At 61.9% G+C, this 21712-nt stretch carries 25 protein-coding genes and 2 pseudogenes; 12 read left to right on the plus strand and 15 right to left on the minus strand.

What is annotated here, in order from left to right; genetic code table 11:
• Positions 1-154 precede the first annotated feature (154 nt).
• From NQL71_RS20040 to NQL71_RS20060, 5 genes are all read left to right on the plus strand, one after another.
• The gene (locus tag NQL71_RS20040) at positions 155-835 is read left to right on the plus strand and encodes a response regulator (RefSeq protein ID WP_034151358.1); all 681 of its coding nucleotides are present in this window, start codon (positions 155-157) and stop codon (positions 833-835) included.
• Positions 832-2157 carry an ATP-binding protein gene (locus tag NQL71_RS20045; protein ID WP_046816225.1) on the plus strand — a complete coding sequence of 442 codons (1326 nt, stop codon included), beginning with the start codon at positions 832-834 and terminating at the stop codon, positions 2155-2157. Before NQL71_RS20040 ends, NQL71_RS20045 begins: the two co-directional genes overlap by 4 nt.
• 91 nt (positions 2158-2248) lie before the next feature.
• The gene (locus NQL71_RS20050; protein WP_077185587.1) at positions 2249-2770 is read left to right on the plus strand and encodes a GNAT family N-acetyltransferase; all 522 of its coding nucleotides are present in this window, start codon (positions 2249-2251) and stop codon (positions 2768-2770) included.
• Between the two features lie 41 nt (positions 2771-2811).
• Complete coding sequence (locus NQL71_RS20055) at positions 2812-4224, plus strand: aspartate aminotransferase family protein (protein ID WP_274643147.1); 1413 nt, start codon at positions 2812-2814, stop codon at positions 4222-4224.
• Between the two features lie 81 nt (positions 4225-4305).
• Complete coding sequence (locus NQL71_RS20060; protein WP_046816228.1) at positions 4306-4533, plus strand: MbtH family protein; 228 nt, start codon at positions 4306-4308, stop codon at positions 4531-4533.
• 483 nt (positions 4534-5016) lie between these two features.
• Here NQL71_RS20060 and NQL71_RS20065 read toward each other — a convergent pair whose 3' ends face one another.
• The 9 genes from NQL71_RS20065 to NQL71_RS20105 all read right to left on the minus strand — a co-directional run bounded on the left by NQL71_RS20065 (position 5017) and on the right by NQL71_RS20105 (position 11934).
• On the minus strand, positions 5017-5919 hold the full coding sequence (locus NQL71_RS20065; RefSeq protein WP_248687848.1) for a metal ABC transporter solute-binding protein, Zn/Mn family: 903 nt from the start codon (positions 5917-5919) through the stop codon (positions 5017-5019).
• Positions 5920-6819 (minus strand): metal ABC transporter permease, encoded by a 900-nt coding sequence (locus tag NQL71_RS20070; RefSeq protein WP_060540999.1) that lies wholly within the window; start codon positions 6817-6819, stop codon positions 5920-5922.
• Positions 6819-7664, minus strand: a complete 846-nt coding sequence (locus NQL71_RS20075; RefSeq protein WP_274643148.1) for a metal ABC transporter ATP-binding protein — start codon at positions 7662-7664, stop codon at positions 6819-6821. The genes NQL71_RS20070 and NQL71_RS20075 overlap by 1 nt, the downstream gene beginning before the upstream one ends.
• Positions 7661-8587: a metal ABC transporter substrate-binding protein gene (locus NQL71_RS20080; protein ID WP_077185591.1), complete on the minus strand. Its 927-nt coding sequence runs from the start codon at positions 8585-8587 to the stop codon at positions 7661-7663. The genes NQL71_RS20075 and NQL71_RS20080 overlap by 4 nt, the downstream gene beginning before the upstream one ends.
• A 29-nt stretch (positions 8588-8616) precedes the next feature.
• Complete coding sequence (locus NQL71_RS20085) at positions 8617-9189, minus strand: DUF6162 family protein (protein ID WP_046816235.1); 573 nt, start codon at positions 9187-9189, stop codon at positions 8617-8619.
• Entirely contained in the window at positions 9186-9515 is a 330-nt protein-coding gene (locus NQL71_RS20090; protein ID WP_046816236.1) for a hypothetical protein, read from the minus strand. The genes NQL71_RS20085 and NQL71_RS20090 overlap by 4 nt, the downstream gene beginning before the upstream one ends.
• Positions 9512-10054 (minus strand): PA2404 family protein, encoded by a 543-nt coding sequence (locus NQL71_RS20095; RefSeq protein WP_274643149.1) that lies wholly within the window; start codon positions 10052-10054, stop codon positions 9512-9514. The genes NQL71_RS20090 and NQL71_RS20095 overlap by 4 nt, the downstream gene beginning before the upstream one ends.
• Entirely contained in the window at positions 10051-11250 is a 1200-nt protein-coding gene (locus NQL71_RS20100; protein WP_077185593.1) for a PepSY-associated TM helix domain-containing protein, read from the minus strand. Before NQL71_RS20100 ends, NQL71_RS20095 begins: the two co-directional genes overlap by 4 nt.
• 225 nt (positions 11251-11475) lie before the next feature.
• Positions 11476-11934 carry a VOC family protein gene (locus NQL71_RS20105; RefSeq protein WP_046816239.1) on the minus strand — a complete coding sequence of 153 codons (459 nt, stop codon included), beginning with the start codon at positions 11932-11934 and terminating at the stop codon, positions 11476-11478.
• A 208-nt stretch (positions 11935-12142) separates the two neighbouring features.
• Here NQL71_RS20105 and NQL71_RS36845 point away from each other — a divergent pair.
• Positions 12143-12366 (plus strand): annotated as a pseudogene (locus NQL71_RS36845) (MetQ/NlpA family ABC transporter substrate-binding protein); the annotation flags it as partial.
• 30 nt (positions 12367-12396) lie between these two features.
• Here the strand turns inward: NQL71_RS36845 and soxR are convergent.
• A complete protein-coding gene (gene soxR, locus NQL71_RS20115; protein ID WP_046816241.1) occupies positions 12397-12870 on the minus strand; it encodes a redox-sensitive transcriptional activator SoxR in 474 nt (157 codons plus the stop codon).
• A 97-nt stretch (positions 12871-12967) separates the two neighbouring features.
• On the opposite strand from soxR, the gene NQL71_RS20120 reads away from it, so the two are divergent.
• The gene (locus NQL71_RS20120; protein ID WP_046816242.1) at positions 12968-13333 is read left to right on the plus strand and encodes an antibiotic biosynthesis monooxygenase; all 366 of its coding nucleotides are present in this window, start codon (positions 12968-12970) and stop codon (positions 13331-13333) included.
• A gap of 75 nt (positions 13334-13408) precedes the next feature.
• Here the strand turns inward: NQL71_RS20120 and NQL71_RS20125 are convergent.
• Positions 13409-13719: pseudogene (locus NQL71_RS20125) on the minus strand (sigma-54 factor interaction domain-containing protein); the annotation flags it as partial.
• Between the two features lie 258 nt (positions 13720-13977).
• On the opposite strand from NQL71_RS20125, the gene NQL71_RS20130 reads away from it, so the two are divergent.
• From NQL71_RS20130 to NQL71_RS20145, 4 genes are all read left to right on the plus strand, one after another.
• Positions 13978-14247 carry a YgdI/YgdR family lipoprotein gene (locus NQL71_RS20130; RefSeq protein ID WP_046816244.1) on the plus strand — a complete coding sequence of 90 codons (270 nt, stop codon included), beginning with the start codon at positions 13978-13980 and terminating at the stop codon, positions 14245-14247.
• A 101-nt stretch (positions 14248-14348) separates the two neighbouring features.
• Positions 14349-14963, plus strand: coding sequence for a LysE family translocator (locus tag NQL71_RS20135; RefSeq protein ID WP_046816245.1), 615 nt, complete (start codon positions 14349-14351; stop codon positions 14961-14963).
• A gap of 206 nt (positions 14964-15169) precedes the next feature.
• Positions 15170-16294 carry an aminotransferase class V-fold PLP-dependent enzyme gene (locus tag NQL71_RS20140; protein WP_274643150.1) on the plus strand — a complete coding sequence of 375 codons (1125 nt, stop codon included), beginning with the start codon at positions 15170-15172 and terminating at the stop codon, positions 16292-16294.
• Between the two features lie 64 nt (positions 16295-16358).
• Positions 16359-18167, plus strand: coding sequence for an aminopeptidase P family protein (locus tag NQL71_RS20145; RefSeq protein WP_274643151.1), 1809 nt, complete (start codon positions 16359-16361; stop codon positions 18165-18167).
• Positions 18168-18212: 45 nt separating this feature from the next.
• Here NQL71_RS20145 and NQL71_RS20150 read toward each other — a convergent pair whose 3' ends face one another.
• Both NQL71_RS20150 and NQL71_RS20155 read right to left on the minus strand, forming a co-directional pair.
• Complete coding sequence (locus NQL71_RS20150) at positions 18213-18803, minus strand: 2-hydroxychromene-2-carboxylate isomerase (protein ID WP_046816248.1); 591 nt, start codon at positions 18801-18803, stop codon at positions 18213-18215.
• A gap of 36 nt (positions 18804-18839) precedes the next feature.
• Entirely contained in the window at positions 18840-19568 is a 729-nt protein-coding gene (locus NQL71_RS20155; protein ID WP_046816249.1) for an SDR family oxidoreductase, read from the minus strand.
• 93 nt (positions 19569-19661) lie between these two features.
• Between NQL71_RS20155 and NQL71_RS20160 the strand changes: the two genes are divergently transcribed.
• Entirely contained in the window at positions 19662-20222 is a 561-nt protein-coding gene (locus tag NQL71_RS20160; RefSeq protein WP_046816250.1) for a TetR/AcrR family transcriptional regulator, read from the plus strand.
• Positions 20223-20237: 15 nt separating this feature from the next.
• Here the strand turns inward: NQL71_RS20160 and NQL71_RS20165 are convergent, their stop codons facing one another.
• Together NQL71_RS20165 and rhtA are read right to left on the minus strand one after the other, a co-directional pair.
• Positions 20238-20519: a hypothetical protein gene (locus tag NQL71_RS20165; RefSeq protein ID WP_077185600.1), complete on the minus strand. Its 282-nt coding sequence runs from the start codon at positions 20517-20519 to the stop codon at positions 20238-20240.
• Between the two features lie 168 nt (positions 20520-20687).
• Positions 20688-21575 carry a threonine/homoserine exporter RhtA gene (rhtA, locus tag NQL71_RS20170; protein WP_046816252.1) on the minus strand — a complete coding sequence of 296 codons (888 nt, stop codon included), beginning with the start codon at positions 21573-21575 and terminating at the stop codon, positions 20688-20690.
• Positions 21576-21712 lie beyond the last annotated feature (137 nt).

The raw sequence follows: 21712 nt of genomic DNA on the forward strand, positions 1-21712 counted from the left end.
GGAAAAGCCTTATCCTTTAGCAAGTGAGCTGCACAATGGGTGGCGGCGATTAACCGATGATTAACCCTGGCCGCCTTGTGGCAGGGGCACCTGCGGCATAATGTCCGCTTAATCGGTCAATGGCCCAATCAGCGTTATTTACACGAGGCTCTCCATGCACGTACTGGTTTGCGAAGACGATGAGTTGATTGCCAGCGGCATCGTCGCCGGCCTGACAGCCCAGGGCCTGACCGTGGAGCATGTCGCCACCGCGTCAGCGGCCAGGGCGATGCTCAAGGTGGCTGAATTCGATGTCATGGTGCTTGACCTCGGGCTGCCGGACGAAGACGGACTCAAGCTCCTGCAGCAACTGCGGCACAACGGCCTGGAGTTGCCGGTGCTGATCCTCACCGCCCGCGATTCGGTCACCGACCGGGTCGACGGCCTGCAGGCCGGGGCCGACGATTACCTGCTCAAGCCGTTCGACCTGCGCGAACTCGCCGCGCGCCTGCACACGCTGTTGCGGCGGGTGGCCGGTCGCAGCGTCAACCTGATCGAGCACGGTGCGCTGACTTACGACCCGAGCAGTCGCGAAACCACGCTGGCCGGCCAGCCGGTGGACTTGTCGCGCCGTGAGCAGTCGCTGTTGCAGGCGCTGCTGCATAACCGTGGCCGGGTGTTGTCGACCGAGCAGCTCAAGGACAGCGTCTACGGTTTCAACGATGAGCTGGAGAGCAATGCCCTCAACGTTCATATCCATCACCTGCGGCGCAAACTCGGCAACGGTATTGTCGAGACCGTGCGCGGTCTGGGCTACCGCCTGGGCCCGGCCGATGGCGGAGATCAATCGAAGTGATGAGCCTGCGTTTGCGCCTGAGCCTGACACTTGGCGGCGCCTTTGCCCTGATCTGGGCGCTGGCCGCGGCCTGGATGCTCAGCGATTTGCGCAATCAGATGATGTTTTCCCTCGACCAGCGCCTGGTGGCCTCGGCGCGCATGGTCGCCGGGCTCATGGAGCAGTTGCCGGCGTTGCCGAGCAAGGGCGAGGGCACTCATTTCAGTGCTGAACAACTGAATATTCCTGGTGGCATGGCATGTCAGGTCAGTTCGTTGCGCGGGGAAATCCTCGCCCGCAGTCACAGTGATCCGGGGCAGACCCTGGAAGCCGAGAAAATGGGCTTCCACGACCAGATCATCGATGGCGCGCCGTGGCGCAGTTTCACCCTGGCCCGTGGCGACCTGCGGATCACCACGGCCGACCGGCAGATCGAACGCGAAGCGCTGAACATGTCGATCCTGCTGGCCGCTTCGGTGCCGGTGGGCGTGGCATTGCTCGGTTGCCTGTGCCTGCTCTGGCTCGGCATCGGCCAGGGACTGGCGCCGCTCAATCGAATGCGCGACGCCCTGATGCGCCGCAGCCCCGACTCACTGGAACCTTTGCAGGTCCAGCCGTTGCCCAGCGAACTGCAACCCTTGCTCGACACCCAGAACCAGCTGTTTCAGCGCATCGGCAAGACCATCGAACGCGAACGTCGGCTGACCGGTGACGCCGCCCATGAACTGCGCAGCCCGCTGACCGCGATCAAGACCCACCTGCAAGTGGCGCGCATGACCGAAGGCGCGGCCCGGGATCAATCCTTGGCCCGGGCTGAAGAGGGCGCCGACCGCCTGCACCGCACGCTCGAACAATTGCTGTTGCTGGCGCGGGTCGAGGGTAGTCTGTCGTTTGACGATGGCGTGCAATGCAGTGCCGAGCAGGTGGCGAAACTGGCGATCCAGGACGCGGCCGGGGGCGATCGCCAACGCATCAGGCTTCAGTTGCCGACCAGGGTTTCTCCCGCCCCGGTGAAAATGCCCGCGGTGCTGTCGATTGCCGCACTGCGCAACCTGCTGGACAACGCCTTGCGCCATACACCTGGCAACGGGCCGGTAGAACTGAGCCTGCAAACCTCTGGTAACCGCGTGCAGTTCGTGGTGCGCGACCATGGCCCGGGCATTGCCGAAGACGACCTGCAACACCTGACCCAGCGTTTCTGGCGCAACGGCCAGAGCAACGGCTGCGGCCTCGGCCTGGCGATTGTCCAGGCGATCGTCCAGCGTTGCGGCTGCACCCTGCGTTTCGACAGTCGGCCGGATGGGTTGCGGGTGGAGCTGACGATGCCCTTGCAACCCCTCTGACGCACATGAGATGTAACTTCTCTGCATTGGCCGCCCGGGCCATGCAGGGCTATCGTTTTGTTCACGCTCAACGGATTGAGGTGACAACACCATGGAAACATCCATACACACCTGCCAGGCAACCCCGGCCGACGCCGGCATCATCAGCCGCATCATCGAGCGCTCGATTCGCGTCGGTTGCGCGCTCGACCATCGCAACGATCCGCGCATCGTTGCCACCTGGACCCACAACAAAACCATACAGCACATCCAGCCTTGGCTGACCGATCAGCGGTTGTACCTGAGTATCGCCCTGCTGCAGGACAAACCGGTTGGCGTCGCCATGGCCGCGACCAGCGGCACGCTCGCGTTCTGTTACGTGCAGCCGGAATCGTTTCGGCGAGGGGCAGGGCTGGCGCTGGTGCAAGATCTCGAAGGCTGGTTGGTCGCGCGAGGCCTGCGCCAGGCCCGACTCTATAGCACCCGGACCAGCGAAGCGTTTTATCGGCGTTTGGGCTACCAGCGGTGTGCCCGATCCTTCATGGTCGCGGGGCTTCACGCCATCCCCATGCACAAAGGCCTGGCATCACCCTCATGGAAAGACGATCGAGGGTCTAAATCCCTGGCGCCCTGATGCGTTTCCAGAACAGGAAAACCTTATTGAGGGGTCGAGAGATGTCAGTCGCTACCAGGCTTATGGAAGACCAGTCGGCCCGGATAACTCCGGTGCCGGCCGAGACGCTTTATCAGTTCAACGAATCGCCGTTGCTGGCGCGTCAAAGCCAGCAGGAGTCCAACGCCCGCAGTTACCCGCGACGCATTCCCCTGGCACTCAAGCGCGCCAAGGGCCTGTATGTCGAAGACGTCGAAGGCCGCACGTTCATCGATTGCCTGGCCGGCGCCGGGACGCTGGCCCTGGGTCATAACCACCCGGTCGTGATCGAAGCGATCCAGCGCGTGCTGGCGGATGAACTGCCGCTGCACACCCTGGACCTGACCACGCCGGTCAAGGATCAGTTCGTCCAGGACCTGTTCGGCTTGTTACCGCCGGCCCTGGCCGCTCAAGCGAAGATCCAGTTCTGCGGTCCCACCGGCACCGACGCAGTGGAAGCCGCGCTTAAGCTGGTGCGTACCGCCACCGGCCGCAGCACCATCGTGTCGTTCCAGGGCGGCTACCACGGCATGAGCCAGGGCGCGCTGAGCCTGATGGGCAGCCTCGGGCCGAAGAAGCCCCTGGGTGCCTTGCTCAGCAGCGGCGTGCAATTCATGCCGTACCCATACGATTACCGTTGCCCGTTTGGCCTGGGCGGCGCCCAAGGGGTGAAAGCCAACCTCAACTACCTGGAAAACCTGCTGAACGATCCCGAGGCCGGCGTGCAACAGCCTGCGGCGGTGATCGTCGAGGTGGTGCAGGGCGAGGGCGGGGTCATTCCGGCCGATCTCGACTGGTTGCGCGGCTTGCGCCGGATTACCGAAAAAGCCGGCGTGGCGTTGATCGTCGACGAGATCCAGAGCGGCTTCGCGCGCACCGGCAAGATGTTTGCGTTCGAGCACGCCGGGATCATTCCGGACGTGGTGGTGATGTCCAAGGCCATCGGCGGCAGCTTGCCATTGGCCGTGGTGGTCTATCGCGACTGGCTCGACACCTGGTTGCCGGGCGCCCATGCCGGGACCTTCCGCGGCAATCAAATGGCGATGGCCGCCGGATCCGCCGTGATGCGTTACCTGGTCGAACACATGGTTTGCGAACACGCTGCCGCCATGGGGGAGCGCCTGAGCGAACACCTGCGCATCCTGCAGCGCGACTTCCCGCAGTTGGGCGATATTCGGGGTCGAGGCCTGATGCTCGGTGTGGAACTGGTTGATCCGGCCGGGGCGCCGGATGCGCTGGGTCATCCTCCGTCATTTGCGCGACTGGCGCCGCTGGTGCAGCGCGAATGCCTCAAGCGCGGCTTGATCCTTGAGCTGGGTGGCCGGAATGGCGCCGTGGTGCGCTTCCTGCCCCCGCTGGTGATCACCGCTGCACAAATCGATCGAGTGGCCGAGATTTTCGGCCGGGCCATGGCCGCCGCCACAGCCAGTCTCTAAATTTCTCGGCCCTTGGAACGTTCCTTCTACATAGCGGCTGCACATAGCGTACAGCCCACCCTACAGCGATGGAGAGACAGCATGACGTCAGTATTCGACCGTGAGGACATCCTCTTTCAGGTCGTGGTCAACCATGAAGAGCAATACTCGATCTGGCCCGACTACAAAGGCATACCCGAGGGGTGGCGTACCGTGGGCAAGAGCGGGCTGAAAAAGGAATGCCTGGCCTACATCGAAGAAACCTGGACCGATATGCGTCCGCTGAGCCTGCGCCAGAAGATGGATGAACAGGTGGCTGTGCCGCACTGAGTCAGTACCTGCAAAAAGCCCGCTGAGCCGGTCAGGTCAGCGGGCTTTTTTGCGTCTGAGGGGGCGACATGCCCTTGTAGGAGCCCGGCTTGCCGGCGAAGGCGTCCTCGAGGGCCTCTTCGCTGGCAAGCCAGCTCCTACAATGGGTTGTGCAGTGCGTGAATCGGTGGCCGCCGCGGACCTGTAGGAGCCCGGCTTGCCGGCGACGGCGCCCTCGAGGGCCTCTTCGCTGGCAAGCCAGCGCCTACAATGGGTTGTGCAGCGCGTGAATCGGTGGCCACCGCGGACCTGTAGGAGCCCGGCTTGCCGGCGACGGCGCCCTCGAGGGCCTCTTCGCTGGCAAGCCAGCGCCTACAATGGGTTGTGCAGCGCGTGAATCGGTGGCCGCCGCGGACCTGTAGGAGCCCGGCTTGCCGGCGAAGGCGTCCGAAAGACCAGCGCAACGTTCAAGGACGCCTTCGCCGGCAAGCCGGACTCCTACAGTCAAGCGCCGCTCAATCCCTTGATCACCAGATCCACATTCCCCTCCAGCTCACCGACCGGATCCTCGGCATCGGTGCTCAACACCACCAACCGACTCCCGCCCTCGGCAACAGCCGATTTCACCGCATCCGACGGCTGCCGATGATGCAACACCACCGCCACGTCGTTGTCCTTGAGCGTCGCCGTCAAGGTCTTCAGTGCCTCTGGTGTCCACTCGGCATCCTGCCGCGCATCCAGCCCAACCAATTCCAGGTTGAGTCCGCCGATGAGGTAGCCGAAGTGATCGCTCAAACTCATCACGCTGAGATTGTCGGCGGCGGCCAGGCGCGCTTCGCTGGCGGCGCTGAGTTTGAGCAAGCGCTGTTTCAACGCCGCCAGGTTCGCTTCGATCGCGGGCTTGGCCGTGGGGGCCAGGCGCACCAGGTCCGCCGCCATCACGTCGGCCATGCGTCCCATGTTGTTGCTGGCCAGCCACGGCTGACTGTTCAAGCCATCGACCTGGTTGCCCGGCTGCACGGCAATGCCGGGCAGGGCGCCATCCACCGGTCGGGCGGCGTCGACTTCGATGATGCGGATATTGCTGCGCCGGGAGATCGGGTACAGCGGATCGTCCGGCCACAGTGAACGCAAGCCGATCACCGCATCGGCGTCGGTCGCCAATTTAGCCAGCGCCGGGGCACCACGGCCAGTGAAGTAGGCGGTCTGGCGACTGCCTGGCAGGTTGGCGGGCGCCGCGCGCTCAAGGCTGACGTCGGTGCCCTTGAGCAGCACTTCACCCAGGCCGTAGGTGATGGGCAACGACGCCAGCACCCGCAGCGGTTGGCTGCCGTCAGCGGCCAAGGTTGTGGTGGCGAGTCCGCACAGGGCGAGCGCCAGGGTCAGTTGTCGCAGAGAAAATGACATTTATCCAAGGTTCCCTTTGAGGCTGGGGACGACGCCGCGCGCAATGGCGGCCAGGGCGAAGGCGATACCGGCCACGAGGATGATCGCGGCACCGGACGGGATCGGCAGGTCAAAGATGATCGGCGCGAGAATCCCGCACAGCGTGCTCACCGTGGCGATCAGCACCGAGCACCAGAAGAAGCCCTTGAGTGACTGGCTGAGCAAGCGCGCGGCCGCGGCCGGTATCACCAACAGCGCACCGACCAGGATGGCGCCGATGACTTTCACCGCAGCGACGGTGATCAGCGTCACCAGAATCACGAACAGATAATCCAGGGACTTCACCGCCACCCCGCGCACCGCCGCCAATTGCGGATTGAAGCTGGCGAGCATGATGCGGTTGTACAGCGGCAAGGCCAGGGCCATGACCAGCGAACCGACGATGGCCAGCACCAGCAGGTCATTGCCGTTGACCGTCAGCACCGAACCGAACAATACGTTCTCGAGGATGTGCACGTTGATCTTGCCCGCCAGGATCAGCAGCAGGCTGGCACCCAGTGCCAACGACACCGACAGGAACACACCGATCAAGGTATCCGGCGCCAGGCCCGTGCGGTTGCGCAGGTAGTTGAGCAGGATGCCGAACAGCAGACAGTAGCCGAACAGGCTGCCGTAAGGCCCGGTGTAGGGTTCGCCCAGCAGGATGCCGATGGCCACGCCGGTCAGCGCCGCGTGACCCACCGCTTCGGAGAAAAACGCGAAGCGCTTGACCACCACCAAGGTGCCCAAACCGCCCAGCACCGGGCCGATCAACAGCCCGGCCAGCAACGCATTGACGACAAATCCATAGGCCAGCGCCTCAGGCAGGTAACCCGACGAGGCCCAGCCCTGGACCATCAAGCGAAAGGCTTCATAACTCATCAGGCAAGGCTCCGTGGATGGGTCGAAAACAGCGTCAGCAGGCGATCCGGGGTCAGCGCCTGTTGCGGCGTGGCGTCGAACAGCACCCGGCGGTTGAGCCCGGTGACGTGATCGGCCAGGCGCCCGACCGCTTCCAGGTCGTGCTCGATCCACAGCACGGTGATGCCCGTCGCCCGCCAGTCACCCAGCAAACGTTCAAACACGCGGATGCCGGCTTCATCGAGGGCCGACATCGGTTCGTCCAGTACCAGCAACTGCGGCGCCGGAATCAACCCTTGCGCCAACAACACCCGCTGGCGTTCGCCGCCCGACAGTGCACCCATGCGCCGCTTGCGCTTGTCCTGCATGCCGACCCGCTCCAGGGCCTCGCCGATCGCCTTGGCGTAATGCTTGCTCAAACCGAGGAACGCCGGACGTCGCTGGCACATCGCAGCCATGAAATCGTCCACGGTCATCGGCAGGCCACGATCGAATTCCAGCGCCTGGGGCACGTAGCCGATCGTCCCCGGCTCCCCCGGCCATTGCAGGCTCAAGCGGCCCTGGTGCGGCATCTGTCCGAGCAGGGTCTTGATCAGCGAACTCTTGCCGCCGCCGTTGGGGCCGACCAGCGCATGCACGCTGCCGGGCCGGACCTGAAAGGTGACGTTGTCGAGGATCGTCGTGCGCCCGAGGGTCAGGCTGACGTCGGCGAAATCCAGGGTCGGGCCCGAAACCTTTAGGCGCGAGCCTGCTCGCGATGGCGCTGTGTCATTCAATGACAATGTCGCCTGACTGGACGCCTTCGCGAGCAGGCTCGCTCCCACAGGAGATTGCGCATCGGCCAGGAGGGTTTCTTTCGATGTCATGCCCCGGACTCCTGTATCGCCCGCACCACGGTGTTGAGGTTGCCGGTCATTTCCTTTTCGTACTTGTCGGCGGTGTATTCGCCGTAAGAGATGTGCGACAGCGGGTACAGCTTCACCCCGGATTCGCGCTGGATGGTGTCGACGTAGGTGGAAGGGAAGTCCATCTCCGAGAAGATCACTTTCACGTCCAGTTCACGCAGCTGGTCGATGGTTTTTTTCAGCTGGCTCGGGCTCGGTTCGATGCCGTGGGCCGGCTCGACCACCGCCGTCACCTCCAGGCCGAATTCGCGCAGCAGGTAGTCGTAGGCGGCGTGCACTGTGGCCACGCGCAGTTCGGCGTTCGGCGCCGCGGTCAATTTAGCCAGGGCGTCAGCGCGCATCTTGCGCAGGCGCTTGCCGTAGGCCCGGGCGTTTTCGGTGTAAATCCTGGCATTGGCCGGGTCGAGTTTTCCCAGTTCGCGGGCAATATTGTTGACCTGGGCGATCGAGGCGCTGATCGACAGAAACGTGTGCGGGTTGACCACTTTGCCGGCGCCGCGTGCGGCAACGCCGGTGGCGGCCAGCAGCGGCACGTTCTCGTTGGCCTCGATCACCGGCACGTTCGGCGTCTCGCTGGCCGCGATCATGCGGTCGGCAAAATCGTCATGGCCGACGCCGTTGAGCACGATCACGTCGAGCCCGCTGATGCGCTTGATGTCCTCGGCCCGTGGCTCGTAGGCGTGGGGGTTGAAGCCGGCTGGAATCAGCGGCACCACCTCGGCCTTGTCGCCGACGATGTTGGCCACGTAGCTGTAATACGGGTGCAGGGTGATGCCGATGCGCAGGCGCTTGGCCTCGTCGGCGCTGGCCAGGGGTGTCAGCAGGCAGGCCAGCAGGCCGACCAGTGACAGGCGCAGGAAAGAGCATAGCGATGAAATGGGCATGGGAAAGCGGTCTTCTCTCGGATGAGGGTTCAGTGCCGGTGCTGGCGGGTCACGCCGGCATCGAATTGCGCGACGACCTGCTGCCAGCCGGCGGCTTCGAGCGTGGCATCGCTGAGGTCGGCAGGGGCCTTGAGGTCGGTGGCGCGGTTTAGCCAGATGTCCGGGGCGTCGTCGTCAGCGCTCAGGCGCATGAGGAACGAGCCGGCCACGGTGACGCTCTGGCTCTGGCCGAAGTACGCCCTGGCGTCGAGCAACTGCCAGGCATGGCCGCCCCGGCTAACCGAGCTGGCGTCCTGGGCAAAGGGCGCAAAGCCTTCATTGGCGAGGGTTTCAGGTGTCGGCAGGGTCTGTTGTTCCTGGCGCAGCAAGTGAATCTCGTCCAGGGTCACGCGCAAATCGGCGTAGATGCCTTGTTCGGAGGCGCTCAGGTCGCGGCGAGCATCCAGTTGATGACTGTTGACGCTGCTCACCTGTTGCGACTCACCGCGCCAGGCGACCACAGAACCGGCCACTGCCAGGATCATCAGACACAACAGCAGTACGTAGAGGGTTTCATGGCCGGCACCGGCCGGGCGGACGATTTGCGTGGTGGGTGTACTCATGGGCTTTCGATGTCCGCCTGGTCGATCTCGACTACGTGGCCGGGGCCCGCGTCGAACAGCACGTAGAACTCGGCACCGGGTTTCTTGAAGGTCAGGGTCGAGTCGGCCCCGAGCTTGCCCGGCACCAGGATGGTTTCGTCGTAGCCGATCACGTCCAGGGTCACGCCCGGTGCGCCGCTGCCGTCGGAAAATCCGCCGGTGCATTTGATCTGCTCGGCGTCGATGGCCTTGCATTCGCACATCGGGTTGTGGGCCAGGGCGCTGGCGCTGAAGCCGGCGCAGAGCAGCAGCAACGCGGCGCGCAAAGGGCGGATAGGGTTGATCATGGTTTGCCTCCTTGGGTGGACAGCCAGGCGAGGGTGGCGGGGGAGGCCTGGTTCAGAGGAATGGATGCCTGGTGCAGGGAGCCGTCCCAGCCCTCCATGGTGATCCACAGTTCGGCGTCGGCCTTGGTTTTTTCCGGGACCGGCAACATGGCGCCCATGCGGTAGGGGGTGCCGAAGAAAATCACCCCGGCGGCGCGCAGGCTGCGTGGCTTGCCGATGCGCAGGTAAGTCGCCTTGACCTGCTCGCGGCAGCTGTCGCACAGCGCGGCATTGAAGCTTTTCATGTAGCCGGCCGGGCCATCGAGCCGCGGTGCTTCATTGCGCAGTTCGGCCAGGCGCAGGCTCCAGGGGCCGACCTGGACTTCGCCGATTTCCCGTTCGCCCAGGCCCGTGTCACCACGAAACAGCGCGGCATCGGCGAAGTATTTGGGCATGAAACCCAGCGGCACCAGCAACAGCAGGACGTTGATGTGGAATCGCCATTTGTGCCAGAGGCGGCTCAGCGTTGAACGCGGTGCTTGGGTGGCGACCCGGCTCATGGGCTGACCTCCGTGGTTTCCCGGTTGTTGGCCGTGGCAAGCTCGTTGCGCGGGCGTTTGTTGCTGCGCTTGAGGGCGTTGGCCGTGGCCAGGGCGGTGCGCTTGGTCCAGATCAGCAGGCCGCTGAGGACCATCATGCTTAACAGCAGGCCAAAGAAGCACCAGATCAGCTTGATCCAGATCCCGCCGAAATCACCGGTGTGCAGCGGGCGCATGGATTCGGTCACGAACTCCAGGCCAGAGCGATCCGACAGCAGGCGCGTGGCGGCGACTTCGCCGGTGTACGGGTTGATGTCGGCGGTCTGGAACATCAACGGATACCAACTGCGCCCACCCACCGACAGGTAGCTGTAGGCATTGGCCGGCATGCTGACAAAACTCTCGTCGAGTCCCGGGATTCGTTCCTTGGCCTCGCGGATCGCCGCCTCGAGGCTGATCATCGGTGTGGGTGACCCATCGCTGGTGAGCGGCACGCTTTCGCGCGGGACCACGGCAGCCACCGGCGCGGTGGAGATGGAAATCTGGTTGTCGAACATGAACGCTTCGATCAGGAACCAGGTGCTGGTGACGGAAATCACCGCGATGAACCAGATCGACCAGATGCCGCTGAGACGGTGGAAATCCCCCCAGAAAATCCGTGCGCCATGCCGAATGCGCAGGGTCGGTCGCAGGAAACCCTTCCAGAACCGCTTGTACACCACCAGCCCGGTTACCAGGGAAGCCAGCATCGGCAAGCTGAGGAATGACACCAGGTACCAACCCCAGCTGTAGCCGTTGGTGAACGGCACCAGCCACCAGCCATGCAGGGCACGGGTGAACGCCTGGAAGTTGAATTGCGGGGCGGGGCCCTGGATGGCGCCGGTGTAGGGGTTGACGTACACCGTCAGCGCACGCCCGTCGGGGTAGGTGACGCCGACGTCCAGGGCGAAGTGCGATTCGTCGGGGCGGCTGATACTGTCGACAATGATGTCGGGCTCGGCCTGCTTGATCGCGGCGACGATCTGGTCGTAATTGAGCCGCGGCGCATCGTCCTCAGGCGCGCTGGCGCGCATTTGCGGATTGGCCAGCCAGACGATTTCCTGGCTGACTACCGCCAGCGTGCCGGTCACACAGACGATCAGCACGAAAAACCAGATCGGCAGTGCCAGCCAGCTATGGACCAGGAACCAGAGTTTTGAACGGGATTTCTTCGACATGATTAGGGCGTCTTATATCGATGAAAGGCCTCTGCCACGGGCTTCGCGGCGATGAGGTCATTGGACGGACCGGTTGTGGCTTTTGCCTACGCAACAGGACTGCATCTATATAGGACGGATGAGCACGCGAAATCAGGAAGGGAAATATGAAAGAAAATGTTTCGTATTCAGGGTGGTGACTGTAGGAGCCCGGCTTGCCGGACTCCTACAGAAGACAACGACGCGTCAGCCTTGCTGGAACATCTCCCTGGCCCGCTGCTCGATCTGCTCCTGAGTCAGGTCCTCTTTGCGCGTGGCCAGAAACCACAGGTGCCCATAGGGATCCTTCAAGGTCCCTGAGCGGTCGCCGTAAAACTGGTCCTTGACCTCTGAGACCACGATGCCGCCAGCGTCGATCGCCTGTTTGTACGACTTGTCCACATCGGTCACGTACAAATGCAGGCCCACCGACGGCGAGTTGTCGGGATTGCTCAGCGGTCCTTGATCGCAGGGAGTGCCGAGCATGATCGGGCAATCGCCAATGCGCAGTTCCGCGTGGCCGATGCCGCCGTCGGGCATGGACAGGCGCATGACCTCGATGGCGCCGAAGGCTTTTTTGTAGAAGTCGATGGCTTCGGCCGCTTTTTGAATGCCCAGGTACGGGGTGATGCTGTGATAACCCTCTGGAATCGGTTTAACGCTCATGATGGTTCTCCCTTTTCTTGTAGTGGATTGAAGATCGCGCTCCAGCCGGAGAATTGTAGGAGCTGCAGGAGGCTGCGATCCTTTGATTTTGATCTTCAGAATGTTTCAAGTTCACAAAAAGTTCGCAGCCTGCGGCAGCGCCTACAGGGGGCATTGGTACTGTTTGGCTATCAACAGTGAATGCTCGAGCAAGCAGCCCTCATCCAGCCAGCTCAAGGACCCGAGCAACACCCTGGCGACCCAACGGGACATCGTTGAGAACCCCAAGCACCTGAAAATCCGAGAACTGGAGGGGCGCGTTCGGTGAGCCAGGTCGACCTGGCGTTCGTCTTCGCCAACTAGGCGTTGGAGGCGGGGATTGATACCAACAGTGCCTTGATCGTGGAGCTCATCTTGACCTGCCACAAAGGGCAGATTGCGCCTGGGTTCTAAGGCTTCATCGACTGGCAGTACGCGAAGGGCTCAACTGATTCCTGGATCAACCCCCGATTCCAGCAACTGCGCCCCCGACCCACGCTCCCCCAGCACATCGCCAAAATTACGCAACGGACACGCCTGCATCGACAAACACCCGCAACCAATGCAGCCATTCAACTTGTCCCGCAACAACGTCAACTGATTGATCCGCTCATCCAGCTCCCGGCTCCACTGCGCCGACATCACCTGCCAGTCCGCCGCCGTCGGTGCGCGATTGTCCGGCAGGGACTTGAGCGCCTCGCCGATCTCTGCCAACGGAATGCCCAGGCGCTGGGCCACCTTGATCAACGCCACACGCCGCAATACTTCCCGTGGATAGCGCCTTTGGTTGCCCTGGTTGCGGTTGCTCTTGATCAATCCCTTGGTTTCATAAAAGTGCAGCGCCGTGACCGCCACGCCGCTGCGGGCGGCCAGTTGGCCGACGCTGAGCTCCTTATGGACATCTTGCGAGGTGATCATCTGAAAAATGCCCCTTGACCTTGACTTAACTGGAGGTTTTACCCTGCACGTCTTCGGATCGCAAGATTCGCTTTTTGCACCTGAGTGGGGACTATCCATGAACGCGCCCGCAAAAAATCGCAGCTTCACCCAACTGATCGAATTCGAAATCGAACCGCAGCATCAACCGGCGCTGGTGTCGGCGCTGTCGCAGCAGACCGAGTGCCTGGCCCAGCGCTACAGCGGTTTTCTGAGTGCCAGCATCCAGGCCAGCGAGGACGGTCGGCGGGTGCTCAATTACCTGCAATGGCAAACCCGCGAGGCGGGGGAGGCGGCATTCCAGGCGTTTGAAAGCGGGGAACAGGATTTCTGGCAACTGATCCGCGCCCATCAGGCCAAGACCGTGACCTTCGGCTCGTTCCAGGTGCTGCACAGCCTGGAACGCAGCCACGATCATGCGCTGCACTGCAATCTGGTGGGTTAGATCGACAGCTGCAGCAAGCGCTCGCCCTGGATGTTTTCCGGTGGCCGGCGCTTGTTGACCGCCAGTTCACCGATCGTCGAGGCGGTAATACAGGTCTTCGCGAAAGTGCCCGGCATTAATGGCTTTTTCCAGCTGCACGTTGGTGGCCGCGAGCACGCGCAGATTGATGGGGATGCTCTTGCGCGAACCCAGGCGCACCACTTCACGCTCCTGCAGCACCCGCAACAGCTTGACCTGGATCGCCATCGGCAAATCGCCGATTTCATCGAGGAGCAGGGTGCCCCCATCGGCTCTTCGAACCAGCCGGCCTTGGCACTCGGGGCGCCGGTGAACGCCCCTTTTTCATGACCGAACAATTCAGCTTCGACCAGGGATTCGGAGAACGCTGTATGTTGAATGACTGTTGCCTGGCGAACAGTTGCCTGGGCAACAATGCCTGCGGAGATGCAGTTGTTATGAAGGCAGTTTGTTATTCCTAAAAATACAACAAATAGATATTTATAGATCATCTGGGGATATGCGAGGTTGGCAATAGCGGCATTTGAAAAACCCGATAGCCACTATCGAGAGCGTTGATTTCTGCTCGGACAATGGCGCGAGTAGCCTGTGTTCATTGCCCCGAACAAGATGCCAGGACGCCGAAAATGAAACCTCTAATCGCCACTTTCTTGCTGCTTGCGGTCTCCGTACTTGCCGGATGCTCCAGCCATGTGTCCCCTGAATTGCGCCCCTACACCGCCGAAGAAACCCGGGAACTGGCGCTGGAGGCGCTGAACCGTCGCGGCTTGTCCTTCGACGAATACCATGCGAAAAAAGCCGAATTGCTCGGCCAGCCACAGAAAACTTTCGGCTTCGACAAACAGGGCGAGATGAATGCCGAGCGAGCTGTACAGCTGCACGGTCGCCCGAGCTGAGCCAAGACTGTACCGCTCGAACTTTTACCTAACTGTCCATGGGTTTCCCCCAGGGTTCGCGATAGGGTCGATACCTGACTGACCCTGATGGACTGCCACCCATGACACTCTCGTTCGATCTGCTGCTGGGCTTCGCCCTGTTCGCTCTCGTCACCTCTATCACGCCCGGCCCGAACAACACCATGTTGCTGGCATCCGGGGTGAATTTCGGCTTTCAACGCACTATCCCGCACATGCTGGGCATCACCTGCGGATTCTTCGTATTGGTCGTGGCCGTTGGGTTCGGGCTGGGCGCGGTGTTCCAGACTTATCCCGTGCTGTACACAGTGCTGCGCTACGTGGGTGCGGCATACCTGCTGTATCTGGCGTGGAAGATCGCCCATTCCGGGCCCGTCTCCGACAGCGCGAAAGGCGAGGCCAAGCCGATCAGCTACCTGGGCGCGGCCGCTTTCCAGTGGGTCAACCCCAAGGCCTGGATCATGGCCATCGGTGCCATCAGCACCTACACCCCGATGCAGGGCTACTTCACCAACGTGATTGTGATTGCCGCGGTGTTTGCCCTGATCAACCTGCCGAGCGTCGGTGTCTGGGCTGCTTGCGGTACGTTGCTGCGCAACGTGCTCAAGGATCGGCGCTGGTTGCGCCTGTTCAACTGGGGCATGGCCGCGCTGCTGGTGGCGTCGCTGTATCCGATATTGCTCGAAAGCTTTACCTGACGCATTGCTTCAACCGCTTGCCCGATGCCTGTTAAGCTGGCTTTTCAGGAGCGTTCCTACGCACTTTTAAATGAAGTTGTTCTTCTTTAATGGCATCCGATCAGGTATTGGTAACCTTCTGAAAACCGCACGCAGCTCATGAGGCTGCGTCTTGCCGTTTGCAGTCATGAGCTTCCTGATCCCGGAACACGCTCTGCGAGTCTTTTATGAATAAACGTGCGCTGTATTTCGACTACGCCGCCACCACGCCGGTGGATGAGCGCGTCATCAAGATCATGGTCGCGTGCCTGGGCTTTGACGGCAACTTCGGCAACCCGGCCTCCAGTTCCCATGTCTTTGGCCAGCAGGCCCGGCAAGCGGTCGAGCTGGCGCGGCGCCAGGTCGCCGAACTGGTTGGCGCCACGCCCGAACAGATCGTCTGGACCTCGGGTGCCACCGAATCCAACAACCTTGCCCTCAAGGGCGTTGCCCAGGCCCGCGGCATCGCCTGTGGCCACATCATCACCAGCCAGATCGAACACAAGGCCATCCTCGACATGACGTACCTGGTGCCGGACGCCGATGGCCTGATCAGTGCGCAAGCGGTCAGTGAAGCCATGCGCGAGGACACCTTCCTGGTGTCGCTGATGCTGGTCAACAATGAACTGGGAACGGTCAATGACATCCCGGCCATTGGCCAGGTGGTGCGTGAACGCAATGCGTTGTTCCATGTCGACGCGGCGCAAGGCGCGGGCAAGGTGGCGATCGACCTGGCGCAGTGGCCGGTGGACCTGATGTCTTTCTCGGCGCACAAGCTCTACGGCCCCAAAGGCATCGGCGCGCTGTACGTCGGCCCGCGTGCACAACAGCGCTTGCTGGCGCAGATCCACGGCGGTGGTCACGAAGGTGGCTTGCGTTCAGGGACCCTGGCGACCCACCAGATTGCCGCGATGGGCGCAGCCTTTGCCTTGGCGGCGGCCTCGTTCGATGAAGAAAAGGCCTTGATCGTGCACCTGCGCGAACGCCTGCTCGAGCCATTGCTGGGCATTCCGGGCGTGCGGCTCAATGGCAGCCTGACCCAACGCATCCCGCATACCTTGAGCCTGACCTTCAGTGAAGGCGAGTTCAACTCGGCGGCATTGCTCGCCTCGATGGCGTTTTCCGCGACCTCGGCCTGTAATTCCGCCAGCAATGCACCCTCTCATGTGCTGCTGGCCCTGGGGCATGATGCCCATACGGCGAGTCGCACCATTCGCTTGAGCCTGGGGCGTTTCACCACCGAACAGGATATCGATCAAGCGGTACAGCTGATTAAAACCGCCTGCGCCAGTGCTCCCGCATTCTGGCAATAGGGCAACCCAGTGCCGACCTGGATCGGCACTGAACAATAATGAACAGTGGTTAGCAGGAGTCACGATGAATACGCAGTTTTCGATCACCGGGTCGGTGCCCCAGCGCCTGGCGCAAACCCGCGAGCTGATGAGCCGGGAGGGCATCCATGCCTTGCTGGTGCCGTCCGCGGATCCGCACCTGTCCGAATACCTGCCGGGTTACTGGCAAGGGCGCCAATGGCTGTCGGGTTTCCACGGTTCCGTCGGGACCCTGATCGTTACCGCGGATTTCGCCGGTGTCTGGGCTGACAGCCGTTATTGGGAACAGGCGAGCAAGGAACTCAAGGGCAGCGGCATCGAGCTGGTCAAGCTGCAACCTGGACAACCCGGGCCGCTGGACTGGCTGGCCGAGCAAACTCCGCAAGGGGGGGTGGTCGCGGTCGATGGCGCGGTGATGGCGGTGGCTTCCGCTCGCACGCTGGGCAGCAAGCTGGAAGAGCGGGGCGCACGCCTGCGCACCGACATCGACCTGTTGAGCGAAGTCTGGAGCGACCGCCCGAGTCTGCCGAACGAGCCGATCTATCAGCACTTGCCGCCACAGGCCACGGTCAGCCGTGGGGAAAAACTTGCCAAGCTGCGTGAAACCTTGCAGGCGCGCGGTGCCGACTGGCATTTCATCGCCACCCTGGATGACATCGCTTGGCTGTTCAACCTGCGCGGCGGCGATGTGTCGTTCAATCCGGTGTTCGTTTCCTTCGCCTTGATCAGCCAGCAGCAAGCGACGCTGTTCGTGGCGCTGAGCAAGGTCGATGCGCAGTTGCGTGCGGTCCTGGAACAGGACGGTGTGACCTTGCGCGATTACAGCGAAGTAGCTGACGCCCTGCGCGCGGTGCCTACGGGGGCGAGCCTGCTGGTGGACCCGGCGCGGGTAACGGCGGGGCTGCTGGGTAACCTCGACAGCGGTGTCAAACTGCTCGAAGGCCTGAATCCAACGACCCTGGCCAAGTCCCAGAAGAGCCTGGCTGACGCCGAACACATCCGCCAGGCCATGGAGCAGGACGGCGCGGCGCTGTGCGAATTCTTCACCTGGCTTGAGTCGGCCTGGGGCCGTGAGCGCATTACCGAGCTGACCATCGACGAAAAACTTACCGCTGCCCGTGAACGCCGGCCGGGTTATGTGTCGCTGAGCTTCAACACCATTGCCGCGTTCAACGCCAACGGCGCCATGCCCCATTACCACGCCACCGAAGAAGAGCACGCGGTGATCGAAGGCGACGGCTTGCTGCTGATCGATTCCGGCGGCCAGTACCTGGGTGGTACTACCGACATCACGCGGATGGTGCCGGTCGGTACACCGACCGCCGAGCAAAAACGCGATTGCACGCGTGTGCTCAAGGGTGTGATCGCACTGTCCCGCGCGCAATTCCCCAAAGGCATCCTGTCGCCATTGCTGGATGCCATCGCCCGGGCGCCGATCTGGGCCGAAAACGTCGACTATGGTCACGGCACCGGTCACGGCGTCGGCTATTTCCTCAACGTCCACGAAGGTCCGCAGGTAATTGCCTACCAGGCGGCACCCGCGCCGCAAACCGCCATGCTGCCAGGCATGATCACGTCCATCGAGCCGGGCACTTATCGTCCAGGCCGTTGGGGGGTGCGCATCGAAAACCTGGCGATGAACCGCGAGGCAGGCACCAGTGAATTCGGCGAATTCCTCAAGTTCGAAACCCTAACCCTGTGCCCGATCGATACGCGCTGCCTGGAAACCTCGTTGCTGAGCGAAGAGGAAAAGCACTGGTTCAACGCTTACCACGCCGAAGTGCGCGAGCGCTTGAGCCCGTTGCTCGACGGCGCTGCGCTGGAGTGGTTGAACACGCGTACTGCGGCTATCTGATTGGCTTGAGCCCGGGCGCTGCCGCCAGCGCCCGGGCCTCAGGTTTTAACTCAGGGCTTCGACGACAAAGTCCAGCCGATCCTGGCCAAAGAACAGCTGGCCATCGACAAACATGCTCGGTGCGCCGAATACGCCGCGTTGCACCGCTTTTTCGGTGGTGTCCTTGAGGGCAATCTTGACCTCTTCCTCGGCGCTCAGGGCCAGGATTTCTTGTGGGTCGAAACCGTTTTCGCTCAGAACTGCCCCGACCGTGGCCGGATCATTGAGGTTGCGACCGTCGATCCACAGCGCCTTGAACAGGCAATCGATGAACGCGGCAAAGCGCTCAGGCTGACGCAACTGCACGCCGGTTACGGCACGCATGAGCACCAGCGTGTTGATCGGGAAGTGCGGGTTGATTGTCAATGGTACGCCGTAGCGTTTGGCGTACCGATCCAGGTCGATGAACATGTAACGGCCCTTGGCAGGGATGGTCGCCGGGGAGGCGTTGCCGGTGGCTTTGAACACGCCGCCGAGCAGGAATGGCACGTAGATCAGCTGGCTGTCGGTCTGCGCGCAGATCTTTGGTAGCTGGGTATACGCCAGGTAGGTGGCGGGGCTGCCCAGGTCGAAATAGAACTCCACGGTTTTGCTCATGGTCGATGCGCTCTCTTTGTTGTTATAGGGGAGGGATTACCAGCGTTCGCTCCATGGGCGCAGGTCCAGCTCGAAGGTCCAGGCGTCGCGGGGCTGGCTGTGCAGGTACCAGTAGTTCTCGGCGATGTGCTCGGGGTCGAGAATGCCGTCCTGGTCCTTGGTGGCGTACTTCTCGGGGAAACTGTCACGGATGAAATCGGTATCGATGGCGCCGTCGACGACGACGTGGGCGACATGGATATTCATCGGCCCGAGTTCACGCGCCATGCTTTGAGCCAGCGCACGGACTCCGTGCTTGGCCCCGGCAAACGCGGCAAAGCCTGCAGCGCCGCGCAAACCGGCGGTGGCGCCGGTGAACAGGATGGTGCCCCGTTGCCGCTTGGCCATGCGCTTGGCCACTTCCCGGCCATTGAGAAAGCCCGAGAAACAGGCCATTTCCCAGATCTTGAAATACTTGCGGGCGGTTTCCTCGAGAATGCTGCAAGGCACGTTGGCGCCGATATTGAACACGAACGCTTCGATGGGGCCGATCTCGCTTTCGATTTGCTCGACCAGTGCAACCACATCGTCTTCCTTGCGGGCATCGCAGGCAAAGCCGTGGGCTTCACCACCGGCGCCATTGATGGCATCGACCAGCGGCTGGAGTTTGTCCGCACTGCGTCGGGTCACGCAGGTAACGAAGCCCTCCCGTGCAAAGCGTTTGGCGATGGCTCCACCCGTGGCATCCCCTGCGCCGACCACCAGTACGACTTTCTTGTTATTCATTGTCTGGATCCCTTTAGTAAACGATCGTTAACTAAACGAACGTTATGCTACGATTTGACAGGCGTCAAGATGATCGAACCTGAGGGAAGGGCAATGCGTTATTCAGCCAGTCACAAGCTGGAAACCCGAGAGAAACTGCTGCAAAGCAGCGCGGTGTCGGCCAAGCAATCCGGTTTTTCCACGGTGGGTGTCGATGGTTTGATGAAGGCCATCGGCTTGAGTGGCGGAGCGTTCTACACTCATTTCGCGTCGAAGGACGAGTTGTTCGCGTCCATTGTCGAGCGTGAGCTGCGGCAAAGCCTGGAGCGGTTGGGGGCGGACCAGGACCGCGACAAATTCGAGCGTTGCCTGAAGCTCTACCTGAGCATGTCCCACGTCGAGCACCCGGAAAGCGGTTGTGCACTACCGGCGTTGGGGGCCGAGATTGCGCGCTCCGATCTGTTGATCAGGCAGCAGGCTGAACACTGGATCTGCCAGCTTCAGGAAAGTTGGGCGAAGGTGCTGGAGAGCGACAGCCTGGCCTGGGCGATTCTGTCGCAATGCATTGGTGCCCTGGTGGTGGCGCGGATGCTTGCCACGCCGGATCTGCAGCGCAAGGTGCTGAAGTCCAGCCACGAGGAGATTGGCCGCCAGCTGTCAGGCCCGAGGGCCTGACAGGATGGCATCAGATTATTTGCAGATGACGATCATGCTGCGGCTGGTGTAGCCCGCGGGGTTGAGTCCGAATGGGTAATCACCCGGTTCTTCCACGGCGTCGCCGGATTTGGCGATGACCTTGTAGTTCTTGGGGGCGCACGAGTTGGCGGCGCTGGCGTAGCACTGGTCCCATGAGGACGACAGCCCCGAACAGTTGATATGGATGCCTTTCTTGCCGTGTTTGGTCTGGGGTTTAGCGGTCGCCGCGCAGCCCGCAACTGCAAGAACGGCGATCAGTATCAAAAATCGTTTCATTGCTATCCTTGTAGCGTTCCCGGATCTGTCGCCCGGTCTGGCAGTATTCGCTTACGCATGAAGCGTTTTGAGGTCCCTGTCCTGAAAAGTCCATTTCTGGCACTGGGTTGCGGGCTTAAACATGGCCTAATTGAGCGGCAAATACCAGAGTCTGTGCAAATCCGCCCCTCAATCGGCTGCAATGGCGGGCTTGGCGGCACTGCCCATGGTCATAGTGGCACCCACGGAAGCCAGGATGATGCACAGGATGGCCATCCACTGTGACAGAGACAGGAATTCCTGCAGGAACAACAGCCCGGACAAGGCGCCCACTGCCGGCTCGATGCTCATCAATGTACCGAAGGTCCTGGCCGGCATGCGGGTGAGGGCAACCATTTCCAGGGTATAGGGCAGCGCCGTGGACAGCACGGCAACACCGATGGCGATCGGGATCAATGACGGGGTCAACAGCGCCGCACCGGCATGGACAATACCGATAGGGGCGACGAACAGCGCGGCAATCACCACGCCCAGGGCGGCGGTCTGCACACCGTTGTCGGCACCGGCCTTTTGCCCGAAAAGAATGTACAGGGCCCAGCAGACACCTGCACCCAATGCGTAACCGGCCCCCAGCAGATCAATGCCCTGTGCCGTTGCCCCCGTCGGTATCAACAGCAGCAAGCCGACAGCGGCCAAGGCTATCCACAAAAAGTCGATGGCGCGGCGCGAAGCATAGATGGCAACGGCCAATGGTCCAGTGAACTCCAGCGCGACCGCGATACCCAGGGGAACCGAGCGCAGGGACATATAGAAGAGGAAGTTCATGCCGCCCAGTGCCATGCCATAGACAATGACGGTGCGCAGTGATTTTGCGGTGAGCTTGGCCCGCCATGGGCGCAGCAGCAACACCATGATGACGCTGGCGAAGGTCAATCGCAGGGTGGTGGTGCCCTGGGCGCCGATGATAGGGAACATGCTTTTGGCCAGTGAAGCTCCCGACTGAATCGATGCCATGGCTATTATTAGCAGGCCGACCGAAAACAGGGTCGAGGCAAGGCTGCGCGGCTGATCATTCATTGGGAGGCACCGTCCGAGGTATGTATGGAACTTGAGTGTTGTACTTGGTATTGAGCAATATACTGCGCAATCGGTGCGGGCGCATCTATATATAAGCAGTGTTTTTGTGCCGGTCGATAGAAAAACCAAATCAACGC

The organism is Pseudomonas serbica, from assembly GCF_028823535.1.
Classification (GTDB): domain Bacteria; phylum Pseudomonadota; class Gammaproteobacteria; order Pseudomonadales; family Pseudomonadaceae; genus Aquipseudomonas; species Aquipseudomonas serbica.

Coding starts and splice junctions, on each gene's coding strand:
- NQL71_RS20065 (WP_248687848.1), bottom strand. CDS start 5,919: ATGTCATTTTCTCTGCGACAACTGACCCTGGCGCTCGCCCTGTGCGGA.
- NQL71_RS20075 (WP_274643148.1), bottom strand. CDS start 7,664: ATGACATCGAAAGAAACCCTCCTGGCCGATGCGCAATCTCCTGTGGGA.
- NQL71_RS20160 (WP_046816250.1), top strand. CDS start 19,662: ATGCGTTATTCAGCCAGTCACAAGCTGGAAACCCGAGAGAAACTGCTG.
- NQL71_RS20105 (WP_046816239.1), bottom strand. CDS start 11,934: ATGAGCGTTAAACCGATTCCAGAGGGTTATCACAGCATCACCCCGTAC.
- NQL71_RS20060 (WP_046816228.1), top strand. CDS start 4,306: ATGACGTCAGTATTCGACCGTGAGGACATCCTCTTTCAGGTCGTGGTC.
- soxR (WP_046816241.1), bottom strand. CDS start 12,870: ATGATCACCTCGCAAGATGTCCATAAGGAGCTCAGCGTCGGCCAACTG.
- NQL71_RS20085 (WP_046816235.1), bottom strand. CDS start 9,189: ATGAGTACACCCACCACGCAAATCGTCCGCCCGGCCGGTGCCGGCCAT.
- NQL71_RS20070 (WP_060540999.1), bottom strand. CDS start 6,819: ATGAGTTATGAAGCCTTTCGCTTGATGGTCCAGGGCTGGGCCTCGTCG.
- NQL71_RS20090 (WP_046816236.1), bottom strand. CDS start 9,515: ATGATCAACCCTATCCGCCCTTTGCGCGCCGCGTTGCTGCTGCTCTGC.
- NQL71_RS20140 (WP_274643150.1), top strand. CDS start 15,170: ATGAATAAACGTGCGCTGTATTTCGACTACGCCGCCACCACGCCGGTG.
- NQL71_RS20165 (WP_077185600.1), bottom strand. CDS start 20,519: ATGAAACGATTTTTGATACTGATCGCCGTTCTTGCAGTTGCGGGCTGC.
- NQL71_RS20150 (WP_046816248.1), bottom strand. CDS start 18,803: ATGAGCAAAACCGTGGAGTTCTATTTCGACCTGGGCAGCCCCGCCACC.
- NQL71_RS20080 (WP_077185591.1), bottom strand. CDS start 8,587: ATGCCCATTTCATCGCTATGCTCTTTCCTGCGCCTGTCACTGGTCGGC.
- NQL71_RS20095 (WP_274643149.1), bottom strand. CDS start 10,054: ATGAGCCGGGTCGCCACCCAAGCACCGCGTTCAACGCTGAGCCGCCTC.
- NQL71_RS20120 (WP_046816242.1), top strand. CDS start 12,968: ATGAACGCGCCCGCAAAAAATCGCAGCTTCACCCAACTGATCGAATTC.
- NQL71_RS20130 (WP_046816244.1), top strand. CDS start 13,978: ATGAAACCTCTAATCGCCACTTTCTTGCTGCTTGCGGTCTCCGTACTT.
- NQL71_RS20155 (WP_046816249.1), bottom strand. CDS start 19,568: ATGAATAACAAGAAAGTCGTACTGGTGGTCGGCGCAGGGGATGCCACG.
- NQL71_RS20145 (WP_274643151.1), top strand. CDS start 16,359: ATGAATACGCAGTTTTCGATCACCGGGTCGGTGCCCCAGCGCCTGGCG.
- rhtA (WP_046816252.1), bottom strand. CDS start 21,575: ATGAATGATCAGCCGCGCAGCCTTGCCTCGACCCTGTTTTCGGTCGGC.
- NQL71_RS20135 (WP_046816245.1), top strand. CDS start 14,349: ATGACACTCTCGTTCGATCTGCTGCTGGGCTTCGCCCTGTTCGCTCTC.
- NQL71_RS20040 (WP_034151358.1), top strand. CDS start 155: ATGCACGTACTGGTTTGCGAAGACGATGAGTTGATTGCCAGCGGCATC.
- NQL71_RS20100 (WP_077185593.1), bottom strand. CDS start 11,250: ATGTCGAAGAAATCCCGTTCAAAACTCTGGTTCCTGGTCCATAGCTGG.
- NQL71_RS20055 (WP_274643147.1), top strand. CDS start 2,812: ATGTCAGTCGCTACCAGGCTTATGGAAGACCAGTCGGCCCGGATAACT.
- NQL71_RS20050 (WP_077185587.1), top strand. CDS start 2,249: ATGGAAACATCCATACACACCTGCCAGGCAACCCCGGCCGACGCCGGC.